This is a genomic window from Pseudomonas sp. I8001 (assembly GCF_013385345.1).
Lineage (GTDB): Bacteria > Pseudomonadota > Gammaproteobacteria > Pseudomonadales > Pseudomonadaceae > Aquipseudomonas.
This window is the reverse complement of sequence record NZ_JACAQC010000060.1, coordinates 47,685-73,457: the sequence shown is the minus strand read 5'-3', so window position 1 is coordinate 73,457 and position 25,773 is coordinate 47,685. Positions and strand designations below refer to the sequence as shown.

Below are 25,773 nucleotides of genomic sequence, written 5' to 3'. Positions count from 1 at the left end.
TCATGCACTCGATTTTCTCGTCGTGCCCCTTCAGATTGCGCTTCGCAAGTCTTTCGCCTGAACGTCCTGGGGATTCCGTTCGGCAACGTTAGGACTTTTCCGAGGTTAAAGATGGCGTCGTACTACTACTCTTCCTGTGTTGTTCCGAAGGATCGATAGGCCTGCCCCGATTCGTCATAAATAACTACAGAGAGCTGCCCCATGCTTCAACTCGACTTCTATTCAACGCTGGTCGCCGCCTCCCTGGTGCTTTTACTTGGGCGCGGGCTGGTCGCTCGAGTCGGTTTCCTGCGCACTTACAATATTCCGGAGCCGGTGGCCGGCGGTTTAGTGGTGGCGGTGCTGCTCCTGGTCCTGCGTATGCTCGCTGGCATTGAGGTCCGGTTTGATTCGTCGCTGCAGACGCCACTGATGTTGGCTTTCTTTGCCACCATTGGTTTGAATGCGGATTTCGCCAGCCTGAAGAAAGGCGGGCGGGTGCTGGGGATTTTCCTGCTGGTGGTGACGGCGCTCCTGGTGGTCCAGAACGCGATGGGGATTGCGCTGGCCAAGGCGCTGGGGCTCGATCCGTTGATGGGGTTGTTGGCGGGCTCCATTACGCTGTCGGGTGGGCACGGGACCGGCGCGGCCTGGGGCGCGGTGTTCAGCGAGAAGTATGGCGTGGCGTCGGCGTCCGAACTGGCCATTGCTTCCGCGACCTTTGGCCTGGTGCTCGGCGGCCTGATTGGCGGCCCGGTCGCTCGCCTGCTGATCAAGCGCGTCCAGACGCCCGCCCTGGCGCCGGTACAACCGCGTGGGCCAAAAGGATTCGAGCAGCCGAATCAAGAGCGCATGATCACCTCCTTCTCGTTTATCGAGACCCTGGCGCTGCTCGCCATCAGCCTGCAAGTGGGCACGTTCCTCAGCGGTTTTATCCAGGGCACGGCCTTTGAGCTGCCGACGTTTGTGTGTGTCTTGTTTGTCGGTGTGGTGTTGCGTAATGGCCTGTCGGCGCTGGGCTGGCACCAGGTATTCGAGCGCGAAGTCTCGGTGCTCGGGAATGTCAGCCTGTCGTTGTTCCTGGCAATTGCATTGATGTCGCTCAAGCTCTGGGACCTCGCCGCGCTGGCCCTGCCGATTTTCATCCTGCTGGCTGCGCAGGCGTTGATGATGGCGCTGTTTGCGATTTTCGTGACGTTCCGGGTGATGGGGAGCAACTATGACGCGGCGGTCCTGGCGGCGGGGCACTGCGGTTTCGGGCTCGGTGCCACGCCAACTGCCATTGCGAACATGCAGGCGGTGACCCAGCGTTTCGGGCCATCGCAGATTGCATTTCTGGTGGTGCCGATGGTGGGCGCCTTTTTCATCGATATCACCAATGCGATCGTGATCAAGTTGTACCTGGCGCTGCCGTTCCTGGGCGTCGCGGGATAAACGCGGTTTACCGGATTTGCCGTTTAATGACTCGCTAGGTCCTGCTTGCCCAGGACCTCGTCAATCACCCCAAGCTGCCAGGTGAAATACGGATTGAACGTCAACCGCGCATGCATCTTGCCCGGCTCACGGTAGCCCCAGTCCGAATACCACACGTCGGCCCCTTGTTCGCAGGCGCGGGTTGCGTCGTCCGTCTGGCCGTTCCAGCAAAACCGCAGGCTGCCCTGTTCGCCATACAGAGCGTTGTCGGGTGAGAACAGCAACCCCATGTGGGAGAACTGGCTGATCCTTAACTCCGGCAGGTAGTCGGTACGCGCTTTTACACGGCGGGTATCCCAGGCGCTCTCTGGCAATGTGCCGTACCAGGCGAGGCGGCTATGGGGGTTGCTGAAGCGTTGCTGGAAGGTCTCCAGCACGTAGTGCGTATCGAGTACTGAGTCGTGGGCTGCGACGGCAATGAACACCGGCTTGTCATAGGGGCGCCGCTCCAGGTCCTGGCGGGCTAGCCGGCTGCTGCGGTAGAACTGGGCAAAACCGTTGGTGGGCACTGTCATATAGCGCACCAGGCTCTGTTGTGGCCGGCTGGCGTCTGGCGCCAGCAGCCAGGGGCGCGCCCAACTGATCAGGGGTGTCAGCCAGTCGTAGGTCATGCTGGACTGGAACGCGGGAGAGAACAGCAGCAGCCCCGCGACGTCGTCGTGTTTGTAGGCGTAGTCGAGTACCAGGTTGGCGCCGGTGGAAAAGCCGCCGAGGTAGATTTCTCCCACCTCTGCGCGAAGGATCGCAGCCTGTTCGTCCACCACCCGGCGCCAGTCTTCCATGCGCACCTGCAGCATGTCGGCCGGTTGCGTGCCGTGGCCGGGCAGCAGCACGGTCCTGACCAGGAAGCCGCGGGCGGCCAGTGCGCTGCCGATATCGTGGAAAGACCAGGGTGAGTCGCCCAGGCCATGCACCAGAATGATCCCGCGCTTGGGGGCACCCGCCGGGCGCCATTCCTGCGGGGCGTTCCAGTTGAGTTCGGCATCCTTGTCGATGCCCTGGAAGTCACGATGGTCCCGCAGCCATTGCAAGGTAGCGGCGCGATACGCTTCGAATGATTTCTGGCCAAGCGGCATGCCCGGTTCTGCCAGGGCTGTCGTGCAGAGCAATAGGGCGAGCATGCCGCAAGCAACGCTTCGGAGCGTTCTGCGCATCGATGGACGGGGCTGCATACAGGTGTGGTTGTTCAAGGCAGGTTCTCAACGGAGCGTAACCGTAAGGTCATGCACGATAATGACCTGCCTTGTATCGCCGAAAGTGCGAAACAGTAGCAAGACGTTTCCGATGATCTCAGAAACGATCCAGCCGATAGGGCCCAAGTGCCGGCAGCCCGTTGGACGCGGCCGCAGGCGATGCCAGCCGTGCAATCAACTCAGCCGTCACCGCAGCCTGCGTCAGGCCCAGATGCTGATGCCCAAAGGCAAGCAGCACCTTGCCCTCGCACACCTTGTCGATAATCGGCAACGAGTCCGGCAGGGAAGGGCGAAACCCCATCCACGGCGTCGCGTCCTCGGCACTCAAGTCACGACGAAACAGCCCCTGGCTCAGTCGATGCAACTGCCACGCGCGTTCCATGTTCGGTGGGCGATCAAGGCCGGCGAACTCCACGGTACCTGCCAGCCGCAATCCGCCGTCCATGGGCGTCATGATGAACTTGCGCTCCAATGACGTGACCGCAAACGGCAACCGTCCATGCTCATGGGGCAACATCAGGTGATAGCCGCGCTCTGTATCCAGCGGGACCTTTTTGCCAGTCAGTGCGCCGGTCAGGCTGGCTGAGTGCGCACCGCATGCGATCAACACCTGGCGCGCGGCCACGGTGCCTTGGTCGGTCCGCAATGAAACACCGTGCTCGTCCAGCTTCCCGCCCACGACCTGGCGCTTGAGAAATTGCACCCCGCTGGCCTTGGCCGCTTCCATCAGCTCGCAAACCACCCCATAGGGATCGAGAAAATGCCCGGTGCGAGGAAAGAACAACCCGCCCTGAATCCCTTTGCTGAGTTGTGGCGCCGCGTCCTGCACCACGCTGGCGTGCCAGTGGTCCACCGGCACTTCCTGCTGACTCATGCGTGCCTGCAATGCATCAATGGCCTGTCGAGACTCGGCGCGCTCGAAGACCAGCAACGAGCCGTCTTCGCGCATCAGGTGCGGGCGCTCGATGCTGCCCAGCAGCCGGTGCCAGGCGCCCAGGCTGCCTTCATTGAGCGCGCGGATCCCGGCGACGGTGCGCTGGAAGGGCGCCGGGCGCAGGTTCAGCAGCAGCCGGGTAAACCATGGCAGTGCACGCGGCAGGTATTTCCAGTCCAGGCGCAGCGGGCCCATCGGGTCCATGAGCATGGCGGGCAAACGCGTCAGGATCGACGCATCCGCGATGGGGAACACTTGCTCGGTCGCCAGGTGGCCGGCATTGCCGAACGAGGCGCCGTGGCCGGGTTCCTGCTGATCGATGATGACCACCCGCCGGCCCTGGCGCGCCAGTTGCAGCGCGCAGGCGACGCCGATGATGCCGGCGCCCACTACGGCGACGTCTGGCATGACGTTATCGGACATGTTCTAGGCTTCCCTCTGACCGTCGAGCAAGCGCCGCAGCAGCAATGGGTTGCCGTGTTGCAGGGCCGTCGGCAGCAAGCTATCCGGGAAATCCTGGTAGCACACCGGCCGCAGGAATCGCAGGATCGCGGCGGTGCCCACCGAGGTGGTGCGTGAGTCCGAGGTGGCCGGGAATGGTCCGCCGTGCACCATCGCATCACACACTTCAACGCCGGTCGGCCAGCCGTTGACCAGCAGGCGGCCGGCCTTGCGTTCCAGGGTCGGCAGCAGCGCGCGGGCAGTTGCCAGGTCGTCGTCATCCAGATGCAGGGTTGCGGTCAGTTGGCCCTCCAGGTGTTCGCTGACCTGGCGGACCTCATCGACGTTGGCACATTGCACGATCAATGACGTGGCGCCGAATATCTCGGCTTGCAGGCTGTGATTGGCGAGAAAGTCCCGGGCCTGGGTCACGAACAAATGGGCCTGTCCCTGGTTCGGCCCTTCTGCCGGCAGACCGGTACCTGCGAGCTGAGCATGCCGGGTCAGGGCGCTGACGCCGTCTTCGTAAGCCTTGAAGATCCCCGGTGTCAGCATGGTCTGGGCAGTGCTGTGTTGAAGCAGGTTGGCAGCCGTGCCGACGAAGTGGTCCAGCGCTTGCCCTGCAACGGCAATCACCAGCCCGGGGTTGGTGCAGAACTGGCCGGCACCCTGGGTCAGGGACGCGACAAAACCTTGTGCCAATGCTTCACCGCGTGCGCTCAACGCAGCGGGAAACAGGTAGACCGGATTGATCGAGCTCATCTCTGCATACACCGGGATCGGCTCGGGGCGCGCCTGGGCCGCCTGGCACAAGGCAATACCGCCGCTGCGCGAGCCGGTGAAACCCACGGCCTTGATGCGCGGATCGCAGACCAGCGCGATACCGACCTCGCGGCCCGAGCCATACAACAGCGAAAACACACCCTCAGGCAGGCCACATTGCTGAACGGCCCGGGCCACCGCGCGGCCCACCAGTTCGCTGGTGCCAGGATGCGCGCCGTGTGCCTTCACGATCACCGGGCAACCGGCCGCCAGTGCCGACGCTGTATCACCGCCCGCCACCGAGAATGCCAGCGGAAAATTGCTCGCGCCGAACACGGCCACCGGCCCCAGCGGTACGTGGCGTTGACGCAGGTCCGAGCGAGGCAGCGGCTGGCGGTCCGGTTGTGCAGTATCCACCCGCACATCCAGCCATTCACCCGCGCGCACGGTGCGGGCAAAGGTGCGCAATTGCTGGCAGGTGCGCCCGCGTTCGCCCTGGATGCGTGGGCGGGGCAGGCCGGTCTCGGCCATCGCCCGTTCAATCAGTTTATCGCCCAGGGCTTCGATTTCGTTGGCGATGGTTTCAAGGAATTCGGCGCGAGCCGCCAACGGCGTTTCGCGATAGTTATCGAAGGCGCTCCAGGCCAACGCACAGGCGTGTTCGACATGTTCGGCGGTGCCGCCGGCGTAGGCGGGTTCCAACGCAAGGTTGGTGGCAGGATTGATCGCCCGGATGGCCTCGCGGCTGCCTGGAATGGAGTGCTGACCAATCAGCATGGTGCCCGTCAGAGTCATGGCGTAGTCCTGGAAAGTAAAGATGGGCTTGGCGAAGAGAATCCACTGTGGGAGCTGTCGAGCCCCAGCGAGGCTGCGATGCAGGCGCTGCGGTCTGGCAGGTACACCGCGGTGATCCCATCGCAGCCTCGCCGGAGCTCGACAGCTCCCACATTTGATTTTTGCTGCCTTGAATAGTGTTAAGCGACGTTCTGCTCGGCCGACCAGTTGGCGTACCACTGGCGGAACAGCGCGTACTGGTTCTCTGCATAACGACGCTGGGCATCGCTGAGGGCATCGGTCTCGTTGAAGTGCAGGGTGTATTCCTTGTCGCCGTTGAGCACCATCAGATGTTTGTAGAACAGCACCAGGTCGCAGCCTTCGTCGAAGGACGACAGCACCGCCAGCGCCGACTCCAGCTCCCGCGCCTGGCGACGTGCAGTGGCGTCGCCCTTGGCGGCTTTCTTGCTCAAGGCCACCAGTTGCAGGACTTCCCGTGGCAGTGCATTGCCGATGCCGGTGATTGCGCCGGTGGCGTTGCAGTTGACGAAGCCGTGCACCACTTGGGTATCCACGCCGACCATCAAGGTCACGTCATCGTCCTTGGAGGTGATGTGTTCGGCCGCGTAGCGCAGGTCTGCAGCACCGCCGAATTCCTTGAAGCCGATCAGGTTCGGGTACTCGCGACGCAGTTCGAAGAACAGGTCGGCGCGGGTGGCGAAGCCGTAGTAAGGGCTGTTGTAGATCACCGCCGGCAGGTTTGGCGCCGCCTTGAGGATGGCTGCAAAGTGATCTTTTTGCGCCGTCGCCGATGCGCCACGGGACAGCACCCGCGGGATGACCATCAAACCATGGGCGCCGACCTTCGCCGCATGCGCTGCATGGGCCACGGCTTCACGGCTGTTGACCGCGCCGGTGCCGACGATGGTCGGCACACCGGCGGCCACCAGGCGCGCCACGCCTTCCTGGCGCTCGGCCTCGGTCAGCAACGGCCAGTCGCCCATGGAGCCGCAGTACACCACCGCGCTCATGCCGATATCGATCAGTTCGCGGCCCTTGGCGACCAGTGCGTCAAAGTCCGGTTTGCGCTGGGCGGTGCACGGCGTCATCAATGCAGGGATGCAACCGGTGAAGATAGTGGTATTCATTGTTTCAGCTCCAGTTTGATTGAAGGGGCGGGGGCGGTTCAGATGCCCCACGCGAAGGGGTCCTGTTCGTCGATCAGCAAGGTGCTGTCGGCGGTCATGTAGGCGCGGCCGGTGATGGAAGGGCGCACACGTTCGCCCTCCCATTCATAGCTGCCTTCGAATTGGCTGCCGGTGATGCTGGCTTGTATCCATGGCTCACCGGCGGCGAGTTTCCCGTCGGCCGCCAGGCATGCGAGCTTGGCGCTGGTGCCGGTGCCGCAGGGCGAGCGGTCGTAGGCCTTGCCTGGGCACATGACAAAGTTGCGGCTGTCGGCCTGGGGGGCGTCGGCGAACAGTTCGATATGGTCGATCAGGGCGCCGTCTTCGCCGTGGATGCCCTGGGCTTCGAGGGCCTTGAGCATTGTCCAGGTGTAGTCGGTCAGGGCTTCGACGTTGTTCATTTCCAGCGCTTGGCCATGATCGGAAACCAGGAAGAACCAATTGCCGCCCCAGGCGATATCGCCGTAGACCAAGCCATGTCCAGGCACTTGCACCGAGACATGCTGGCGATAGCGATAGGCGGGCACATTGCGCAACGTGACCGCGCCGTCGGCGTGCAACGTGGCGCTGACCGGGCCGACCGGCGTGTCGATCTTGTGCACCCCCGGCGCGATCTGCCCCAAGTGGTGCAACGAGGCAACCAGGCCGATGGTGCCGTGGCCGCACATGCCGAGGTAGCCGGCGTTATTGAAGAAAATCACGCCGCAGGTGGCATCGGCCGAGACCGGCGCGCAATACAGCGCGCCCACCAGAACATCGTTGCCACGGGGCTCCAGCAGGCACGCCCTGCGCCATTGGTCATGCCGGGTGCGCAGGTCGTCGAGCTTGTCGACCATGGTCTCGCCGGCCAGCGTGGGAAACCCCGTCATCACCAGGCGCGTGGGCTCGCCGCCGGTGTGGGAATCAATGATGTGCACTCGTTTCATAGAACAATCCATCCAGTGGTTGGCTGAGGCTCAGGAAGCCAGCTGTGCCCGGCCGATATCGGGCTCAGGGGCTTCGCTTTCGTCGTCTTCGGTTTCCAGGCGAACCAGGTGCGCCGGCACGCCGGTGGCCGCGCCCCAGTAATAAATCCCCAGCGCGCAAGCGGCGACGACCACGGTGTCGAAGGGATGGCCGAGGATGCCCAGGCCACCGAAGCTGCCGAGTTTCGACAGGATGATGGTCACGGCGTAGAAGCCGATCAGCCAGGCGGAGGAGCGAACCTGGCGGCCCAGGCTCAGGTGCAGGGTCGGCACAAAACGGCCGCACAGCAGGTACACCACGAACATCAGGATTTGCAGGCCGAGCAGCCACGACACGGTGCTCCAGCCGGACCAGTAGACGATCAGCGCGGCGATGATGAACGACAGGGGGCCGAGCAAGCCCATCCACTTGACCCGGAACGGGCGCGGCAGGTCAGGCGCATTGCGGCGCAGGGCGGCCACGGACACCGGCGCCACGGCGTAGCTCAACACCAGCGCGGCGGACACCACGTTGATCAGCGCTTCCCACGACGGGAAGGGCAGGGTCCAGAACACCGACAGGCCAAAGGTCAGCCACAGCGCCGGGCGCGGGATGCCGGACTTTTCGTCGATGCGGGTGAAGATCTTGAAGAAGGTTCCGGTTTGCGCCCAGCCGTAGATCACCCGTGGCGTGGCGTTCATGTAGATATTGCCGCAGCCGCTGGGGGAGATCACGGCATCGGCGACCACCAGGTACGCCAGCCAGCCCACGCCCAGGGCGAGCGCGATGTCGCGGTACGGCAGGGCCAGTTCCTTGGCGACGCCGGCCCAGCCGTTGGCGAGCATTTCGGTGGGAATGCCGCCGAGGAAAGCGGTCTGCAACAGCACGTAGATTGCAGTGGAGAGCAGCACCGACAGGATCAGTGCAATCGGAATGGTGCGTTGCGGGTTCTTCACTTCGCTGGCCACCGAGATGATCGGCGTCAGACCCAGGTAGGCGAAAATCACCCCGCCGGCAGACACGGCCATTTCAATCCCCGACAGGCCGAACGGCGCGAAGCCCTGGGCGTGGAAATTCTCCGGCTTGAAAAAGGTGAACAGCACGCCGATCACCAGCAGCGGCACGATGAACTTGAACACGCTGACCAGGTTATTGGCCATGGCGAAGGTCTTCACGCTGCGGTAGTTGAGGGCGAAAAACAGCGAGAGCAGCGCAAACTGCACGAACCAGCCGAGGACGGTGGGGTTGCTGGAACCCGCCTGCGTCAACTCGGGAAACCACGCCGCGGCGTATTGGCGCGAGGCGACCACTTCAATTGCCACCAGGCTTGAAAACGCGATCAGCGTGATAAAGCCCATCAGGTAGCCCAGCAGCGGGCCGTGGGAATAAACCGGGTAGCGCACCACGCCGCCGGCGCGGGGCAATGCCGCCCCCAGTTCGCAATACACAATGCCCAGCAGCAACACGGCGAAGCCGCCCAGCAACCAGGAAAAAATCCCCGCCGGTCCGGCGATGGCGGAGACGTGACTGGCCGCGAACAGCCAGCCCGAACCGAAGATCGCTCCCAGTCCGATAAAGGTGAGGTCGATCAATGAAAGCTGTTTCTTGAACTTGCCTTGGGCTGACATGGCGGCGCCTTCTTGTGGGTTATTGGATAGGCATGCAGTGGCCATACAGTGAACCCATCAACGGCGCCGCGATTGATGTTTTGCGCAGGCTGCGATGACGAAATCAGCACAATTGCGAGTGCTCGACAGGGCTACCGCCATGCGGCAATCTGCTCGCCAGGCACCGCCCGCCGGGCGCCTGGCCTGTCCGCAAAATGCAGGAGAGAGCGTCATGATGCAGAGCGCGTTCGCGACCCTATGCCAAGGGAGCGAGTCGAATCGTCCACAGACCATCGAAGAATTACTGGCCGGCGTGGGGTTGCTGTTGCCGATGCTGGACGTGATTCCCAATGCCGCGATCTTTATCAAGGACGTGCAGGCGCGCTACGTATTGGCCAACCGCACCCTGGTGCAGCGGTGCGGCTTGAAGGACTTGCAACCGCTGTTGGGAAAAACCAGCGCCGAGGTATTTCCCGCGCAGTTGGGGCCCGGCTATACCGAGCAGGATCGGCGGGTGCTGGAGCAGGGATTTGTCCTCGAAGACCAGTTGGAACTGCACCTCTACGGTACCCGCGAGCCGGGTTGGTGCCTGACCCACAAATGGCCGCTGTACAGCCGCGACGCTGCAATCATCGGTCTGGCGGGCATCTCGGTCGACCTGCAAACCGCCAGCGAAACCCACCCGGCCTATCAACGGCTGGCGGCGGTGGACGAGCACATCCGGGCGCATTTCAATCGGCGGGTCACGTTGGGTGAACTGACGCGGATCGCCGGGATTTCCGTGGCGCAGCTGGAGCGCTACTGCAAGCGCGTGTTCCACCTGACACCGCGCCAGATGATCCAGAAGGTACGCCTGGAACATGCGCACCGGCTGCTGCATACCGAGCTGCCGATCACTGAGGTGGCGTTGCAGTGCGGGTATACCGACCACAGTGCGTTTACCCGGCAGTTCAAGGCGTTGACCGGGTTTACGCCGCGCCAGTATCGGCAGGCGACCAGTGTGCGGTGATCTCTAATTGATATTGTCTAGGTACAATCGCCCATGGCCAACGCCGGCCGGGCGGTTTCCCCCTGACTCAGTGGGTTTGCGTGACCTTCTTCAAAAACCTCGGCTGATCCGGATTACGCCCCCGCTCCACGGCCAGTTGCGCCGCGATCAGGTAAAACCCCTGGATCATGGTGAACGGCTCCAGCAATTGATGCGCGGTTGGAACGCTGGGCAGCAACCCCGCACAAGCGGTGCCCCGTGGCGCCACTACCATCACCCTGGCGCCGCGTGCGCGCATGTCGTCGGCGAACGCCAGCGTGCCCGCTTGCTCGGGGCCCGTAGGGGCGAACGCCAGCACGGGATAACCTTCCTCAATGATTTCCATCGGCCCGTGCCGGACCTCGGCGCTGGAAAACGCTTCGGCTTGAATGCCTGAGGTTTCCTTGAGTTTGAGCGCGGCTTCCTGGGCAATCGGCAGGGCGGCACCGCGACCGATCACGATCATCTTGTCGGCGCTTTGCAGTACGTTGAGCACCGGTGACCAGTCCTCGCTCGCGGCTTCATTCATCTGCCGTGGCAGCGAGAGTAGCGCTTGACCCAAGGTGTTATCTGCGGCCAGGCGGGCCACGATTTGAGCGCTTGCCATTAACATCGCTACATAGCTTTTGGTCGCCGCCACGCTTTGTTCCAGGCCGGCGGGCAAGAGGATTTCATGCCCGGTGATGGCCGCCAGTGGCGAGTCCGCCGTGTTGACCAGTGCGACCGAGGCCGCACCCTGTTGTTGCAGATACCTCACGCTGTCGATCAAGTCCGGGCTTTTACCGGACTGGGAAAAGGCGGCCACCCAGCATTTTTTCAGGCGCAGCGGCGGTTGTTGCAGGCTGGCCAGTGACAGCGGGATCGACAGGCAGGGCACGCCCACCAGGCTCATCATCGCGTAGCTGAAATAGGCGGCTGCGTGGTCCGAACTGCCGCGCGCGACGGTGATGATCAGTTCGGGCAAGTCGCTTTCCAACTGCGCGACCAGTGCGCGCACGGCGCGGTCATCATCAAGCATGCGTTGCAGGATAGTCGGGATCGACGCGGTTTCACTGAGCATCAATGACATGACTCAACTCCTGATAAAGGGTGTTGCCGGCGTTGAGCACCTGCTGCGCGATGGCGTTCAAGCCGACGGCTTCCATGGCCATGCTCAGGGCTCCCCACAGCGGTGCGTCGTGGGTGAAATGCGCAGCGGCGATAGTGGGCGGGAAGGGCACCACGCGGCGGATCAGTTGTTCGAGGATCGGCGCCAGTGTCGAGGCCTGGCGGTACAGGCCACCACCAATCGCGATGCGCTCCACATCCAGCGCCACCGCCAGGTTGGCCACTTGCACGGCGCACGCGGCGATCCGCAGCTCCAGCGCCTGGCGTACCTGCGGGTCGACGCTGGAAAACAGGTCCAGCGCCTGATGCCCGTGCCCAAGCATCTGCACCGCCAACTCGCTCAAGGCGTTACCGGAAAACAGCTCTTCCAGCGGCGCGCCACCGTGCTCATAGGTACGCCACTGATCAGGCTGCGCTGGGTCGAGAAACGGTGACAGCAGGTAGGCGATTTCCATGGCGGCGCCGTTGTGGCCGCGAATCAGTTTGCCGTTGGCAATCGCCGCCGCCGAAAGGCCCGTGCCCAGGTTCAGGTAGATCGCGTTGTCGACACCGGCCAGCGAGCCCCAGCGGACTTCGGCCAGGGCGCCGGCCTTTACATCGTTATCGAGGGCTACCGGGGCATTGCCAAACGCCTGGGCGATCAACCCTTGCAGGTCGAGGCGTTCGAAGCCCGGGGTGTTGGGCGCCATCAGCAAGGTGGGCCCGCGCACCACGCCGGGAAACACCGCAGCCACGCTCAGCACCGGCAGGTCGCCGAACTCGGCCACACAGGCATGGGCGGCATCCAGGATGCGTTGCAGTGCCGGCACGCCGGATAAACCGTCGGCGTGGGTCGCGAGAATCCGCGTGTTCATGCGCGGGTGTGCAATGTTGTAGCAGGCGACCTGCGTCTTGGTGCCGCCGACATCAATCGCCAGCAGCAGCCCTTGCCGGGGCGCCGCAGCGCCCGTTGTTTTCAATGGTTCGTGCATAACGCTCATCACTTATCGAAAGGCCACAGTTTTTGCACGCGCGCCCACAGCAGATAGGCCACGCTGCCGGCCGCTACCCACACCAGCGACCACTGGATTGGGTAAGCACCGGGGGCGTTATGGTTGGACGCCATATAGATATAAACCCAACCCAGCAGCGCGATAATCGCTGGTACCGGGTACAGCCACATTTTGTAAGGCCGGGCCAGGTGCGGCTTGGTCTTGCGCAGCACCAGCAACGAGATGATCTGCGCCACAGACTGCACCAGGATCATCACCGTGGTCAGCAGCTGAATCAGCGTGTTCAGGTCAGTCAGGCGTCCAATCATGAACCCCACAGATGTCAGCAGGCCCATGCTCAGGATGCCGTAGGTCGGGAACGCGTGCCTGGGGTGAACCTTGCTGAAGGCGTTGAAGAACACCTTGTCTTTTGCGGCTTCGAACGGCACCCGGGAACCGCCGAGCAGCCCGGCAAACACTGAAGCGACGGCAGTGATCAAGATCAGTACGGTGACGATCCCGGCGGCAGTGCTGCCCCAGGTTTCACTGAGTACGACCGAGGCTACGGACTTGTAGGCCGCGGATTCGGGGTCGAGCATGCGGTGCCAATCCACCACGCCCAAAACACCCACTTGCATCAACAGGTAGATGGCGAGAATGCCCATGATCGAAAACACGATCGACTTGGGAATCACCTTCCCGGGTTGCTCGACTTCACCGGCCAGGTACGCCGACGTGTTGTAGCCCAGGTAGTCATAAATACCGATGGTCAGGCCGCCGGCCATGCCCAGCCAGAAGCTGCTGTCGCCGAGGTTGAAGGCGCCCTCGGGGAAGCTGAAGGCCAGGTCGGCATGGAAATTGGTAAAGGCGGCGGCGATGAGCGCACCAATGCTGATCAGCATGATCACCCACAGCACGATGCTCAATTTGGCGATGGACTCGATCTTGCGCCACAGCATCACGATCACCAGCCAGATCACGGCGAGGCCGATCAGGTTGCCGGCGGTCTGGCTCATGTTGGGCCAGAACCATGTGAGGTATTGCACGAAGCCGATGATGCCGGTGGACATGATCAGCGGGATAAACAACATGGCCGTCCATACGAACAGGAACGGCAGCAGCTTGCCCGTGCGCTTGCCGAAGGCTTCCCGCAGGTAATTGTAAGTACCGCCCGCGCCGGGCAGCGAGGCACCGAGTTCGGCCCATACCAACCCGTCACACAGGGCGAGCAAGGCGCCAAGGATCCAGCCGAGGTAAGCCTGGGGGCCGCCCATGATCACGATCATGGTGGGAATGGTGATGAATGGCCCGACACCGCACATCTGGCTCATGTTCAGGGTAATGGCGGGGAACAGACCGATTTTGCGTTTGCCGTTGGGCAAGTCCGGATCGACGGGTGTCAACGTGCTCATGGGGGAACGACCTCTTAATCGAGTGACAGAAGGGGACAAGGGCAGTTGCAAAGGGATTGCGTGCCATCAAGGGCTTCTATCGACCCGTCATTGTTTTTATGGGGCGTAATCGGAAATTGCTGCAGGCGCAATCGTCCGAGGCGCTAAGAAAAGCACGATGCGAGTATTAATTCAACTTGATTTAATTAATCGCGGCGACGGATTATCAGCTCATGAAAAATCCCAAGCTCAAACGTGCGGTGACCACCGGCACCAACGCCGAACATGCCCGACAGCACAACCGTCGGGTGATCCTGGAAGCCATTCGCCAGAGCGGGCGCCTGACCCGCGCTGATCTCACGCGGCTGACCTCGCTGACGGCGCAGACGGTGTCGAACATCGTCACCGAGCTGCAGGAAGAGGGGGTCTTGCTGGCCCATGCGGCCGAGAAGGGCGGCCGTGGCCAGCCACCGGTACCGTTGTCGCTGAACCCCGAAGGCGGCTACTCGATCGGCTTTCACGTCGAACAACATCGCATCATTGCCGTGTTGCTGGACCTGCTCGGCGAGACGGTGGCGCAAGTGACATTGACGGTCAGCTACCCTACATTCGATCAGGCATTGCCGCTGATCGTGGGCTGCGTAAAGGATTTGCGCGGGCAGCGTGCGGGCGGCCGCTTCCTCGGCGTCGGCATTGCCTTGCCGGGGCCTTTCAGTGTTGAAGGCATGACCTGCGTGGGACCCACGGCGATGTCCGGCTGGGACGACCCGGGCATCCCGCTAAGGTTGCAGCGGGAAATCGGCCTTCCGGTGCTAATTGAAAACGACGCCACTGCAGCGACCATGGGCGAGCGGCTGTATGGCATCGCCAGCGGCCTGCATAACTTCGTCCATCTGTTTATCGGCAGCGGCCTGGGGGCTGGGCTGTACCTGGACAACCGCCTGTATTCCGGGCATTGGCACAACGCCGGCGAGATCGGGCACATGACCGTGATCCCAGGCGGCAAGACCTGCTACTGCGGTAATCAGGGCTGCCTGGAGCGCTACATTTCCATCGCCGCGCTGCTGGAGCACCTGGGGCATCCGGCCGAGCAGGACCTGGCGACGTGGGTCATGAATGACGAGGAACTCAATGAAGGCGTCGACGCCTGGCTCGACGAAGCGGCGCCCGCGTTGAAGCAGGCCATCAACATTCTTGAGTCGGTACTCGACCCGCAGACAATCCTCATCAGCGGCTTTCTGCCCCAAGCGATTCTGGTCCGGCTGATCGCCCGCCTCGAACCCCTGAGTCGCTCCATCAGCAGCCGCTCGGATCGCCTGCACCCACGCATTCAAATGGGCACCGCCGGGCACGACGCCGTGGCGCTGGGCGCGGCGGCGTTGATGATCCTGGCGGAAATCAGCCCGGACTACGAGGCGCTGCTCAAGCCGGAATAAACCCGGCTGTCAGCGGCTGGACTTCAGGGTTTCAAGCATCGCCTCGGCGGCCAGGGCATGGACCTTGCGCGTCGGGTGCCATTCATCCCAGTAGTAATGCGCATCCGGGTTTTCACACACCGGTTTCACGTCCGGATAGGTGTGTTGGCAGGGCGTATCGAGGTCTTTGAACCCAGCAACCTCGGGGGCGGCGCGCAGTTTGTCGCTGAACGCCACATGGTCGAAGTAGCTGATGCTGACCTGGTGGGTTTTGGCCAATGTGTTCAGCACTACCGGAAGTTTTTGTTCTAGCGTCTGCTGATAGTTTTTTGCATTCTCGACTTGATTGCCCTGCACCACCGCCGGCACATGAGTCAAATCCGTCGTGCCCACCACCATCACCTGCTTCGCGCCTGCAGCGATCAATGTCTCGGTGGCCGTCTGGATATTTGCCACGCTGTTCTGGCTGAGCACTGCAACCGATTCCGGGTGCGAGAAATCCGCCCATTCAAAAAAGTCGTTGGCGGAAATGAAGATGAAATACAGCGCCCTCGGGTCCGCCTTGTGTGCCTTGGCGGACGTCAGGTAATCAGCGATCTGGCCCGAAACGCCGGTGTCGCGCGCCGGCTCCATCCAGGTGTAGTAGTTGCCGTTGCCACTCTTGGCCCCGCCGACCGCGTAGTCGGTCAAGGGTATTTTCAAGGCGTGTGCCAGGTTCTCGACGGCAGTCGGGCCGTTGCTCCAGCGGCCTTTCCAATACAACGAACCGGGCAGTTCCTGCGCGTCCTTGACCTTCTGCGTGGCCAGGGTTTTGGTGAAGCGTTCGCCCGCGCCGTTGTCGGAGTAGCTATCACCGAATGCAAAAAGATGATCGTAACCAGGGGCGGCAAAGACGGTGGAGGCGGTCAGTACCAATAGAGCGGCCAAGCAAGTGCGTAGTGTCATTGGAAATCTCCCGGGCGGTCGCCCCAGAGTACCGGCGGCGCGGTATTTCCTCAGCGGCGGTTGCGACCTGTATGTAGCTGAGGGCGCAAGGACTGTCCCGCCCGCGACAGTCGTTCCTCAGTTGATGACGGTGATTGCACCTATCGCAATCGCCGCCAGCAACATCACCATCACCGTGCCCACGGTCCATTTCAGCGAGACGCGCTGGTTGTCGCCGTAGTCGATGTCCAGCAGGCCGCACAGCAGGTACGTCGAGGCCACCAACGGGCTGAGCAAGTGCACCGGCTGACCGATCAGCGAGGCAATCGCCATTTCCTTCGCATCAATTCCGTAGTGGGCAGCGGTCTGTGCCCAGATGGGCAGCACGCCGAAATAGAATGCATCGTTGGATAGCACATAGGTGAACGGCATGCTCAGCAGCGCGGTGATCACCGACAGGTAAGGCCCGGACTGTTGCGGCAGCAGCGCGATCAGGTTGTCGGAGATCGCCTTGACCATGCCGGTGCCGCCCATGATCCCGACAAAAATCCCCGCGGCAAAGATCAGCAAGGTCACCGCCATCACGTTGTCGGCATGCCGCGCGATGACTTCCTTTTGCTGCTTGATGGACGGGAAGTTGACCAGGCAGGCCAGGCCGAAGGCGATCATGAACAGGATAGGCAAGGGCATCAGGCTGATCATCATGCAGGTGATCAGGGCGATGGTCAGCACCACGTTGAACAGAAAACGCGGATCGCTCAGGCGAATATGCGCGTAGCCCTTGAGCACTTCTTCCTCGCTGATGCTCACTCTGCCCAGGCGGCGGAACTCCATGCGCCCCAGCCACCAGGCGGCGAACAACACCCACACTGCACCGGCCAGCATGATCGGTACCATGCTCACGAACAGCTCGGTGATGTCCACATGCATCGCACTGGCCGCCCGGGAAAACGGCCCGCCCCACGGCAGGATATTCATCACGCCAATCGACATCAGCAGCACGGTGGCCATGACTTGCAGGCGGATGCCGGTCAGCCGGTACAGCGGCAAAAACGCAGCGGTCGCAATGATGTAAGTGGTGGCGCCGTCGCCATCCAGGCCTACACACAGGCCAAGTACGGCGGTACCGACCACGATCTTGCGCGGGTCGCCCTTGACCAGGCGCAGGATCACTTTGATCAGCGGGTTGAACAGGCCTGCGTCGGTCATCAGGCAGAAATACAGGATCGCGAACGTCAGCATGATGCCGGTGGGGGCGAGCATCTTCAGGCCGTCGTACATCATGCCGCCCAGTTGCGGGGCGAAGCCGGCCAGGCAGCCGAAGACGATCGGTACCAGCAGCAGCGCCACCAGCGGTGACAGGCGCTTGCTCATGATCAGGTACATGAAGCAGACGATCATGGCGTAGCTCAGGAATATCAACATGGGTGTGCCTTCTTGTTGGTCTTATAGGGCGCCAGGCAAGTGACTGCCGGCTTTTTTCAGGGCGAACGAAGTCCCTGCGTGCTGCGCGCAGCGTTCAGTGCCGGTGAATTCAGAGGTGGGAAAACATCGGTTGGCCGGCGTGCTCCAGGTCGGCGACCAGGATCGAGCCGGTCGACGAATCGGTGATGAACAGCTGCCGGTTGCCCTCGCCGCCGAACGCCAGGTTGGTCAGGGTGCGGTCCTCGGTGCAGCTGCGGATGCGATAGAGCGGTACGGCGTGGGGATCGAATACCCAGACGCAGGCATTGCCGGCATCGCACACGTAGAGGTTGCCGAGCGCGTCGAGGGCCATGCCGTCGGCGCCACTCACGCCGCCCGCCAGTGCGGTGAAGATCCCGACTTTGCTTGTGCCGCCGTCGCGCTGGATCGGCAGGCGCCACACCGCGTTGCCCCGGGTCATGGCGACGAACAGCGCGTTTTGCGCCAGGTCCATGACCAGGCCGTTGGGGCTCGGGCCGTTGTTGATCAGGCAGGTGAGCGTCTGATTTTCCAGGTCGTAGGCGAATACACGACCGGTGGGATCCTGTTGGCCGGTCTGCCCCTGGTCGGTGAAGTAGAGCTTGCCGCCAGCGTCGAAGAACAGGTCGTTCACACCCTTGAAGCCTTCGCTGCGGTGGTGAGTCAGAAACGGTGTGATGACGCCACTGGCAGGGTCCAGGGTCAGGATGCCGTGCTTGTAGTCGGCAATGAAAATACGCCCGTCGCGATGGATCTTCAGGCCGTTGGGCCAGCCGTCGTATTGCACCACCAGGGTCCAGTTGCCGTGCGGGTCGATGCGAAAGATCCGGCCGTAGGGAATGTCCGTGACATAGAGATTGCCCTGCACATCGAAGGACGGTCCTTCGAGGAAGCTTTTCACTCGCTGGCCGGGTTTGTTGGCGTGCACCCACTCGGAGTCTCCGTCCTTGCAGAAAACCTGCGGCAATGTGCTGAAGACGCGAGTGGGCAAATCACGAGGCGGGGCATACAGGCTCACAGGATCAACTCCTACGGAACGGGCAAGGCACCTCTGAAAAGGAGGTAAGCCTTGTCTCATTATTGTTTTGTTCTGCTGGATAGAACGATGTGCTTTCTAATAGAACAAATGTCGAGGTTATTTCTTGGGCTGTCAACCCTGTCTTTTGCCATATCAGACCAATGCAATGAATTGGCTTGCCCGCTGATCAACCAAATATAAGTAAAAAGCGCTGGGCGCTTTTCGGACGTTGACAGTGAAAATTAACGCGCTCATTATTTATTTCAGAACATCGTTCTGTCAGATAGAACAAGCATGAATTGACCTTTAAAGGCCTGGTGATGACCCCTAATAAAAACATCGACATTCTGATCAGCGAGGTAGGCCCGCGTGATGGCCTGCAAAGCGTCGCCGCGACGATGCCTACCGCGCTGAAATTGCAGTGGCTAACGGCTTTGGCCGACGCCGGCCTCAAGGAAATCGAGATTGGCTCATTCGTCTCCCCCAAGCTGCTGCCGCAGATGGCCGATGCGGCGCACTTAGTGGTGCATATGCGTCAACGCCGGGACGTGTTTGTCACGGCGCTGGTGCCGAACCTCAAGGGCGCCCAGGCCGCTTTCGACGCCGGCGTGCAGAAAATCACCCTGCCGATCTCCGTCAGCGAGCCGCATTCCCTGGCCAATATCCGCAAGACTCATCAACAGGTGTTCGAGGAGGTTCGCCAGGTCATTGCCCTGCGCAACGAACACTTCCCGAAGGTGCAAGTGGAGGCTGGGTTGTCGACGGTATTCGGTTGCACGATCCAGGGCGAAGTGCCTGAGGACGATGTGATTCGCATGGCGCTGCGCATGGCCGAGCTGGGCGTGGATGAGGTAGGGCTGGCGGACACCGTCGGCTACGCCAACCCGGCTCAGGTGCGCCGGGCGTTTATCCGCTTGCACAGCGAAATCGGCGCCAAGGCTGGCAGTGCCCATTTCCATAACACCCGCGGCCAGGGGCTGGCGAATGTGCTGGCGGCGCTCGATGTGGGGGTCACCACGTTCGACGCCTCACAGGGCGGGATTGGCGGCTGCCCATATGCGCCGGGCGCGTCGGGCAACATCGTGACCGAAGACCTGGTTTACCTGCTCGAATCCATGGGCCTGCGTACCGGCGTCGATATCGACAAGCTGGTGGCGGCACGTGAATGGCTGCAAAAAGGCCTGCCAGGCGAGCCGCTCTACGGGTTCATTCCGGATGCCGGCGTGGGCAAGAACTTCCACTACGCAGGGGCTGTACGATGAACACGCAGAATCACAAGATCCAGGCGCTGCCATTGGCGGGCATCCGCGTGGTCGAGTTTGTGCACATGGTCATGGGCCCGACCTGCGGGCTGGTGCTGGCCGATCTTGGTGCCGAAGTGATCAAGGTCGAACCGACGCCGGCTGGCGACAACACCCGGCGGTTGACCGGTTCGGGCGCCGGCTACTGGATGACCTACAACCGCAACAAGAAAAGCTTCGCCGTCGACATCAAGACCGAGGAAGGGATGGCGGCGGTGCGCAAGCTGATCGAAAGCGCCGACGTGGTCACCGAAAACTTTCGTCCAGGCGCCATGGAAAAACTCGGCCTGGGCTTTGAGCAGGTCAAGGCGATCAAGCCCGACGTTATCTACAGCTCCATGAAAGGCTTTTTGCCGGGCCCTTACGAACACCGCACTGCACTGGATGAGGTGGTGCAGATGATGTCCGGGCTCGCGTACATGACCGGCCCCGAAGGCCGCCCGCTACGCGCTGGTGCCTCGGTGAATGACGTGATGGGCGGGATGTTCAGCGCCATCTCGATCCTGGCCGCACTGTGGCAACGCAAGGCGACCGGGGAGGGCCAGTTTGTGCAGACCGGCCTGTTCGAGAACTCCGCGTTCCTGGTCGGCCAGCACATGATGCAGATGGCGACCACCGGCCAGCCGGCAGCGCCGATGCCCAGCCGTCTTTCAGCGTGGGCGATCTATGACGTGTTCAACGCCCAGGATGACGAGCAGGTGTTCATGGGCGTGGTGAGTGACAGCCAATGGCTGAGCTTCTGCCAGGCGTTTGGTTTTGAACAACTGGGCAGCGACCCCGAACTGGCGCGCAACACCCAGCGTGTGCATGCCCGTTCGCGAATCCTGCCGCTGGTGCGGGAGCGGCTGGCCACGCTGCCCAAGCAGCAAATCATGGACATGTGCGAGCAGGCCGGCTTGCCGTTCTCGCCGATCCAGCGGCCTCATGATCTGTTTGACGATGTGCACCTGAATGCCTCCGGCGGCCTGGCGCACCTGACGCTGGATAACGGCGAGGAAGTGAAGGTGCCGATGCTGCCGTTTGAAATGAATGGCCGGCGTTTCGATACGCGCCTGAACGTGCCACAACTGGGCAGCCATTCGCAGGCGTTGCTTGAAGAGCTGGGTTATGCCGCCAGGGATGTCGACGCCTTGCGCGCTCGTGGCGTGGTCCGCTAGGTGCTTTTGTCGCCATTCCAATAACAATAATGTCGAGGAAACCCGTCATGGCAATTGTCACGACACCTGCATCAGGCGCCCCAGCCATCACCGCCGTGGTGCTGGATGCAGAGCAAACCCGCGTCCTGCACAAGGCCGCCTGGCGTCTGATCCCGCTGCTCGCCCTGGCTTACTTTTTCAACTACCTGGACCGCACCAGCGTTGGCTACGCCGCCTTGCAAATGACCGAACAGCTGGGTTTGACCGCCACGCAATTCGGCCTGGGTGCGGGGATTATGTTCGTTGGCTACTGCCTGTGTGAGGTGCCGAGCAACCTGGCGATGTACCGCTTTGGCGCCCGGCGGTGGATGGCGCGCATCATGATTACCTGGGGGATCGCGGCGGCTGCCACGGCCTGGGTCGTCGGCCCCTACAGCTTCTACGCCATGCGCCTGGTGCTGGGTGTGGCCGAGGCCGGGTTCTTTCCCGGGGTGATCTTTTTCCTGACCCTGTGGTTTCCTGCGCAGTACCGCACGCGGGTGCTGGCATGGTTTACCGCGGCCACGCCGATTTCGTTCCTGGTGGGCGGCCCGCTGTCGGTGTGGCTCCTGCAAATGCACGGCATCTGGGGTTTGGCAGGCTGGCAATGGATGTTTCTGATCGAGGGCGTCCCGGCGTGCATCCTCGGGCTGATCACGTTGAAAGTGCTGACCAACCAGCCTTCCGAAGCCAAATGGCTGTCGGCACAGGAACGTGCCGTGCTCACCGGCTTGCTGGCTGAAGAGCAAAGCCAGGGCCAGCACCGCCACGGCTTCAAGGCTGCCCTGAAGGACCCTCGGGTGTGGATCCTCAGCTCGATTACCTTCAGTTTTACCCTGGGCTCCTACGGCATTGGAATCTGGCTGCCGCAGATGCTCAAGGCCCACGGTGTCGAGATCAGCATGATTGGCTGGGTGGCGGCGATTCCCTACTTTTTTGCAACCATCGGCCTGTTGGTTTGGGCGAAACACGTGGACCGCACCGGCAAGGGGATTTTCAACCTGACCGTGGCCATGCTGCTGGCTGGCCTGGCGCTATTGGTCGCCTTGCAGATGGACACATTGGTGGCCGCCCTGGCCGGGATCACCCTGGCGCTGGTGGGGACGATTGCCGGCAAGACCATTTTCTACACCTTGCCGGGCAAGTTCCTGCGTGGCCAGGCCGCTGCCGGTGGTATTGCGCTGATTAACTCGATTGGTGCCTTTGGCGGTTTTGTCGGGCCATACCTGATGGGCTTTCTCAAGGACTACACCGGCTCGTTCACGGCGGGCCTGATGGTGATGGGGTGCATCATGTTCGTCGCGGCCGCGATGGTTATGTCGCTGCGGCTTTTCCTGCGGGACGCATAATGCGGTGGCTGCACCCCGGCGCAAAAGGGTATGTTACGGCGACTGAAAGTGTCTGGCGCGACCGGGACGGCAATGATGCCGCCGCTTGCGCCGGCGATGAATACCCAATGAGTGGCCATGAGTACCGAACCCAACAACAGTCTTGCTGATCAAGCCGGCAGTCCGGAAGGCGGCGTTGCTGCAGTCGATCGCGCGTTTTCCATTCTCGCGGCCTTCAATATCGACCAGGAGAGCTTGAGCCTGGCGGAGATCGCCCGGCGCACCGGCTTGTATAAAAGCACCATCCTGCGCCTGATCACCTCGCTGGAAAAAGCCGGGTTCGTGCGGCGCTTGAGTGACGGCCAATACGCCGTCGGGCCTGAACCTCTGCGCCTGTCCCAGCTATATCAAGCCTCGTTCCGCTTGCGGGATGTGATCCTGCCGCTGCTGGAATCCATCACCGAAGAGAGCGGCGAGACCTCGTCTTTCTACGTCTATGAAAACGGCAGCCGGGTGGTGTTGTTCCGTGTCGAGCCCAAGCGCGCGGTGCGGGTCTCGGTGCTGGAAGGCGCGCGGTTCCCGCTGCATGCCGGGGCTTCCGGCAAGGTCCTGCGCGCGTTCTCACGCCAGGGTGACGCCACACTGACTCAGGAGCGTGAACGCTGCTGGGCCTGCTCGTTCGGCGAACGCGACCCGGAAACCACCGCCGTCTCCGTCCCCGTGTTTGCAATGGGCGGTGAGCTCAAGGGCGCGTTGACGCTGTCGGGCCCCTCCGACCGATTGCTGAAAGAACACATCCCCCACGCCGCATCGATCCTGCTGCGCAACGCGGCGATCGCCACCAGCGCGTTGGGCGGCAACAACACCGCGTTGCGAGCGGCCCTGGAAAAACTCAATCCTTGAAGGGGTGGTGTTTTTGTGGGCTGATCTGGAATTCAACACAGGACGATCAAGATGGACGTGGCAATGGAACTGTCGTTTGAGGTGACGGAGAAAGAGCGCCAGGCCATCCTCCAGCCGCTGAGGGCATACAACATCAGCCAATGCGGCGAGAACCCGTTCGAAACGTTCGGGCTGTTACTGCGTGATCCCGCCAGCCAGGAAGTGGTGGGCGGCCTGTACGGGAAAATTTCCTATGGCTGGATGTTCATTGAGCTGTTGAGCGTGCCTGAGTCAATGCGCACTCAAGGCATGGGCTCGCGGCTGATGCGCGCGGCTGAGGAGCTGGCACGGGAGAAAGGGTGTGCGGGGATCTGGCTGGACACCTTCAGCTTCCAGGCGCCCGGGTTCTACCGGAAGCTGGGTTTCAGCGAGTTCGGGCATATTGCCGAGTACCCGCCAGGACACACGCGCCACTTTTTCCAGAAGCACCTGGGCTGAGGGCTAGCGGGTCACCGTTCACCACGTGACCAAGCCGTCGAGGCCCTGATCGGACTTCAAGTACCTGAGCACGTTCTGCGCCTGGGCCTTCTCTTCAAACGGGCCGACAAATGCCCTCTAACGCTTCAAACACCCACAAACTTTATTGGATTGCAGCAACAATTTTTCTTGTTGGACACCTCCCTCCCCAAGCAGCAAAGATGCGGCCACTGACGCTCGACCTTCCAGGTCAACAATAAAAAATCGAGCCGGGCTGCACGCCGTTTTCTTGCAGTGAACCCTTTGTTCACTACCTGCTTTACTGGCGCCGCAGCGCGCACTTAAGGACCTCACCACCATGCAAACTGTTGTGAACCTATGGCCGCTGATTGGCGTACTCGTCATCGTGGTCGGCTTTGTGTTGCGCTTCAATCCGCTGCTGGTCGTCACGGCGGCAGCGATTGCCACCGGGTTTGCCGCCCACTTTCCACTGGAAAAGATCCTCGCCACCATGGGCGACGGCTTCCTCCAGACTCGCGCCTTGCAATTGATCCTGTTGTTGCCCCTGGCTGTCATCGGCTTGCTGGAGCGCCATGGCTTGCGCCTGCATGCGCAAAACTGGATCGCGCGCTTTGAGCGGGCCACGGTTGGGCGCTTGCTGATCATCTATCTGTTTGTGCGTGAATCCACAGCGGCCATGGGCCTGACGAGCCTGGGCGGGCATCCGCAGATGGTGCGCCCGTTGCTGGCGCCGATGGCGGAAGGCGCGGCGGAAAAACGCTATGGCAAACTCCCCGACAAGCTTCGCCACAAGGTCCTGGCCATGTGTGCCGCGACCGACAACGTAGGGCTGTTTTTTGGCGAGGATATCTTCGTCGCCTTTGGTGCGATTGCGTTGATGCACACCTTCCTGTTGGGTTCGGGGATTGATGTCGAGCCTCTGCACATTGCGGTCTGGGGCATCCCGACGGCGATCTGCGCCTTCATCATTCACGCCATTCGCTTGCACCGCTTTGACCGAATGCTGACCCGAGAGCTGTTACCGGCCAACACAGCGGAGGCGGCGCAATGATCATTTCCATTCAATACCTGTACTGGCTGGCCGGCGTTCTGCTGGTGATTACCGCCGGGATGATCCTGATGGATCGCACCCACCCCAAGCGCTGGTCGAGTTCGTTGTTCTGGCTGCTGTTTGCCATTCCGTTCCTGGTGGGGGAGCGCCTGCCCTCGGTGGTGGTCGGCGTGGGCGTGGTGGTGATGGCACTCATCGCGGGCCTGGGCGGCGTAGGCCGCGGCGCGCATGCCCAGTTGCATGACAAGGCCGCACGGGCCAGCGCTGGTCGCCTGGGGCATAAATTGTTTATCCCGGCATTGGCCATTCCGTTGACCACGGTGATCGGCTCGGTATTGCTCAAACACACCGAGATCGGCGGCGTGCCGCTGCTGGACCCGAAGAACACCACCTTTGTTTCCCTGGGTATCGGCTGCCTGATTGCACTGGCACTGGCCTGCTGGCTGACGCGGGACACCCCGGTGCAAGCCCTTCGCGAATCCCGGCGCCTCACCGAAGCGCTGGGCTGGGCGATGGTGCTGCCGCAGATGCTGGCGATGCTCGGGCTGTTGTTCAACGAAGCGGGCGTGGGCACAGCGGTGGCGCACATCACCACCACCTATATCAACCTGGATTACAAGCTGGTAGCGGTGATGGTGTATGTGTTGGGCATGGCACTGTTTACCGTGATCATGGGCAATGGCTTTGCCGCCTTCCCGGTGATGACCGGCGGCGTTGGCGTACCGGTGCTGGTAGGCATCTACGGCGGCAACCCGGCGGTGATGGCTGCCATCGGCATGTTCTCCGGTTACTGCGGTACGCTGATGACACCCATGGCGGCCAACTTCAATATTGTCCCGGCAGCGTTGCTGGAGCTGCCGGATAAAAACGCGGTCATCAAGGCACAGATGCCGACCGCGTTGATGATGCTGGTGGTCAATATTGTCCTGCTCTACCTGCTGATGTGA

At 62.0% G+C, this 25,773-nt stretch carries 22 protein-coding genes and 1 pseudogene; 10 read left to right on the top strand and 13 right to left on the bottom strand.

All coding sequences use genetic code 11. From position 1 onward, the window contains the following. Positions 1–201: 201 nt before the first annotated feature. Positions 202–1,413 carry a sodium/glutamate symporter gene (gene gltS / locus HX839_RS30115; protein WP_008438737.1) on the top strand — a complete coding sequence of 404 codons (1,212 nt, stop codon included), beginning with the start codon at positions 202–204 and terminating at the stop codon, positions 1,411–1,413. A gap of 23 nt (positions 1,414–1,436) precedes the next feature. Here gltS and HX839_RS30110 read toward each other — a convergent pair whose 3' ends face one another. From HX839_RS30110 to HX839_RS30085, 6 genes are all read right to left on the bottom strand, one after another. After that, complete coding sequence (locus tag HX839_RS30110) at positions 1,437–2,573, bottom strand: carboxylesterase (RefSeq protein ID WP_023659010.1); 1,137 nt, start codon at positions 2,571–2,573, stop codon at positions 1,437–1,439. A 169-nt stretch (positions 2,574–2,742) separates the two neighbouring features. Further along, entirely contained in the window at positions 2,743–4,002 is a 1,260-nt protein-coding gene (locus tag HX839_RS30105; protein WP_177068144.1) for an FAD-binding oxidoreductase, read from the bottom strand. Positions 4,003–4,005: 3 nt separating this feature from the next. After that, positions 4,006–5,577, bottom strand: a complete 1,572-nt coding sequence (locus HX839_RS30100) for an aldehyde dehydrogenase (NADP(+)) (protein WP_177068143.1) — start codon at positions 5,575–5,577, stop codon at positions 4,006–4,008. Between the two features lie 179 nt (positions 5,578–5,756). Then, on the bottom strand, positions 5,757–6,704 hold the full coding sequence (locus HX839_RS30095) for a dihydrodipicolinate synthase family protein (RefSeq protein WP_087693960.1): 948 nt from the start codon (positions 6,702–6,704) through the stop codon (positions 5,757–5,759). Between the two features lie 38 nt (positions 6,705–6,742). Further along, positions 6,743–7,669, bottom strand: a complete 927-nt coding sequence (locus HX839_RS30090; protein WP_177068142.1) for a 4-hydroxyproline epimerase — start codon at positions 7,667–7,669, stop codon at positions 6,743–6,745. A 30-nt stretch (positions 7,670–7,699) separates the two neighbouring features. Continuing rightward, complete coding sequence (locus HX839_RS30085) at positions 7,700–9,316, bottom strand: APC family permease (protein ID WP_102605124.1); 1,617 nt, start codon at positions 9,314–9,316, stop codon at positions 7,700–7,702. A gap of 211 nt (positions 9,317–9,527) precedes the next feature. Here HX839_RS30085 and HX839_RS30080 point away from each other — a divergent pair, with 211 nt between their 5' ends. Further along, a complete protein-coding gene (locus HX839_RS30080; protein WP_174717779.1) occupies positions 9,528–10,304 on the top strand; it encodes an AraC family transcriptional regulator in 777 nt (258 codons plus the stop codon). Between the two features lie 67 nt (positions 10,305–10,371). On the opposite strand, the gene HX839_RS30075 is transcribed toward HX839_RS30080, so the two are convergent. The 3 genes from HX839_RS30075 to HX839_RS30065 are packed head-to-tail and all read right to left on the bottom strand — an operon-like array spanning position 10,372 to position 13,812. After that, positions 10,372–11,391, bottom strand: coding sequence for an SIS domain-containing protein (locus HX839_RS30075; protein ID WP_177068141.1), 1,020 nt, complete (start codon positions 11,389–11,391; stop codon positions 10,372–10,374). After that, positions 11,372–12,400 carry an ROK family protein gene (locus HX839_RS30070; RefSeq protein WP_008438722.1) on the bottom strand — a complete coding sequence of 343 codons (1,029 nt, stop codon included), beginning with the start codon at positions 12,398–12,400 and terminating at the stop codon, positions 11,372–11,374. The genes HX839_RS30075 and HX839_RS30070 overlap by 20 nt, the downstream gene beginning before the upstream one ends. Positions 12,401–12,408: 8 nt before the next feature. Further along, positions 12,409–13,812 carry an APC family permease gene (locus HX839_RS30065; protein WP_008438720.1) on the bottom strand — a complete coding sequence of 468 codons (1,404 nt, stop codon included), beginning with the start codon at positions 13,810–13,812 and terminating at the stop codon, positions 12,409–12,411. Between the two features lie 212 nt (positions 13,813–14,024). Between HX839_RS30065 and HX839_RS30060 the strand changes: the two genes are divergently transcribed. After that, positions 14,025–15,227: an ROK family transcriptional regulator gene (locus HX839_RS30060; RefSeq protein WP_008438718.1), complete on the top strand. Its 1,203-nt coding sequence runs from the start codon at positions 14,025–14,027 to the stop codon at positions 15,225–15,227. Between the two features lie 9 nt (positions 15,228–15,236). On the opposite strand, the gene HX839_RS30055 is transcribed toward HX839_RS30060, so the two are convergent. The 3 genes from HX839_RS30055 to HX839_RS30045 all read right to left on the bottom strand — a co-directional run bounded on the left by HX839_RS30055 (position 15,237) and on the right by HX839_RS30045 (position 18,591). Further along, complete coding sequence (locus HX839_RS30055) at positions 15,237–16,151, bottom strand: SGNH/GDSL hydrolase family protein (protein WP_008438716.1); 915 nt, start codon at positions 16,149–16,151, stop codon at positions 15,237–15,239. 117 nt (positions 16,152–16,268) lie between these two features. Beyond that, positions 16,269–17,555 carry a CitMHS family transporter gene (locus HX839_RS30050; RefSeq protein ID WP_008438714.1) on the bottom strand — a complete coding sequence of 429 codons (1,287 nt, stop codon included), beginning with the start codon at positions 17,553–17,555 and terminating at the stop codon, positions 16,269–16,271. A gap of 109 nt (positions 17,556–17,664) precedes the next feature. Further along, positions 17,665–18,591: an SMP-30/gluconolactonase/LRE family protein gene (locus HX839_RS30045; RefSeq protein WP_177068140.1), complete on the bottom strand. Its 927-nt coding sequence runs from the start codon at positions 18,589–18,591 to the stop codon at positions 17,665–17,667. A 320-nt stretch (positions 18,592–18,911) separates the two neighbouring features. On the opposite strand from HX839_RS30045, the gene HX839_RS30040 reads away from it, so the two are divergent. The 5 genes from HX839_RS30040 to HX839_RS30020 all read left to right on the top strand — a co-directional run bounded on the left by HX839_RS30040 (position 18,912) and on the right by HX839_RS30020 (position 23,775). Continuing rightward, a complete protein-coding gene (locus tag HX839_RS30040; protein ID WP_023659009.1) occupies positions 18,912–19,853 on the top strand; it encodes a hydroxymethylglutaryl-CoA lyase in 942 nt (313 codons plus the stop codon). Continuing rightward, positions 19,850–21,049, top strand: a complete 1,200-nt coding sequence (locus HX839_RS30035; RefSeq protein ID WP_177068139.1) for a CaiB/BaiF CoA-transferase family protein — start codon at positions 19,850–19,852, stop codon at positions 21,047–21,049. Before HX839_RS30040 ends, HX839_RS30035 begins: the two co-directional genes overlap by 4 nt. Positions 21,050–21,096: 47 nt before the next feature. Continuing rightward, positions 21,097–22,416, top strand: a complete 1,320-nt coding sequence (locus tag HX839_RS30030) for an MFS transporter (RefSeq protein WP_256344772.1) — start codon at positions 21,097–21,099, stop codon at positions 22,414–22,416. Between the two features lie 117 nt (positions 22,417–22,533). Continuing rightward, positions 22,534–23,298 (top strand): IclR family transcriptional regulator, encoded by a 765-nt coding sequence (locus HX839_RS30025; RefSeq protein ID WP_003219993.1) that lies wholly within the window; start codon positions 22,534–22,536, stop codon positions 23,296–23,298. Positions 23,299–23,349: 51 nt separating this feature from the next. Further along, entirely contained in the window at positions 23,350–23,775 is a 426-nt protein-coding gene (locus tag HX839_RS30020) for a GNAT family N-acetyltransferase (RefSeq protein ID WP_102605118.1), read from the top strand. Between the two features lie 18 nt (positions 23,776–23,793). On the opposite strand, the pseudogene HX839_RS31960 reads toward HX839_RS30020, so the two are convergent. Continuing rightward, positions 23,794–23,880, bottom strand: a pseudogene (locus HX839_RS31960) (SPOR domain-containing protein); the annotation flags it as partial. Positions 23,881–24,112: 232 nt separating this feature from the next. Here HX839_RS31960 and HX839_RS30015 point away from each other — a divergent pair. Together HX839_RS30015 and HX839_RS30010 are read left to right on the top strand one after the other, a co-directional pair. Further along, on the top strand, positions 24,113–24,826 hold the full coding sequence (locus tag HX839_RS30015; RefSeq protein WP_003219990.1) for a DUF969 domain-containing protein: 714 nt from the start codon (positions 24,113–24,115) through the stop codon (positions 24,824–24,826). Beyond that, positions 24,823–25,773 carry a DUF979 domain-containing protein gene (locus tag HX839_RS30010; protein WP_003219989.1) on the top strand — a complete coding sequence of 317 codons (951 nt, stop codon included), beginning with the start codon at positions 24,823–24,825 and terminating at the stop codon, positions 25,771–25,773. Before HX839_RS30015 ends, HX839_RS30010 begins: the two co-directional genes overlap by 4 nt.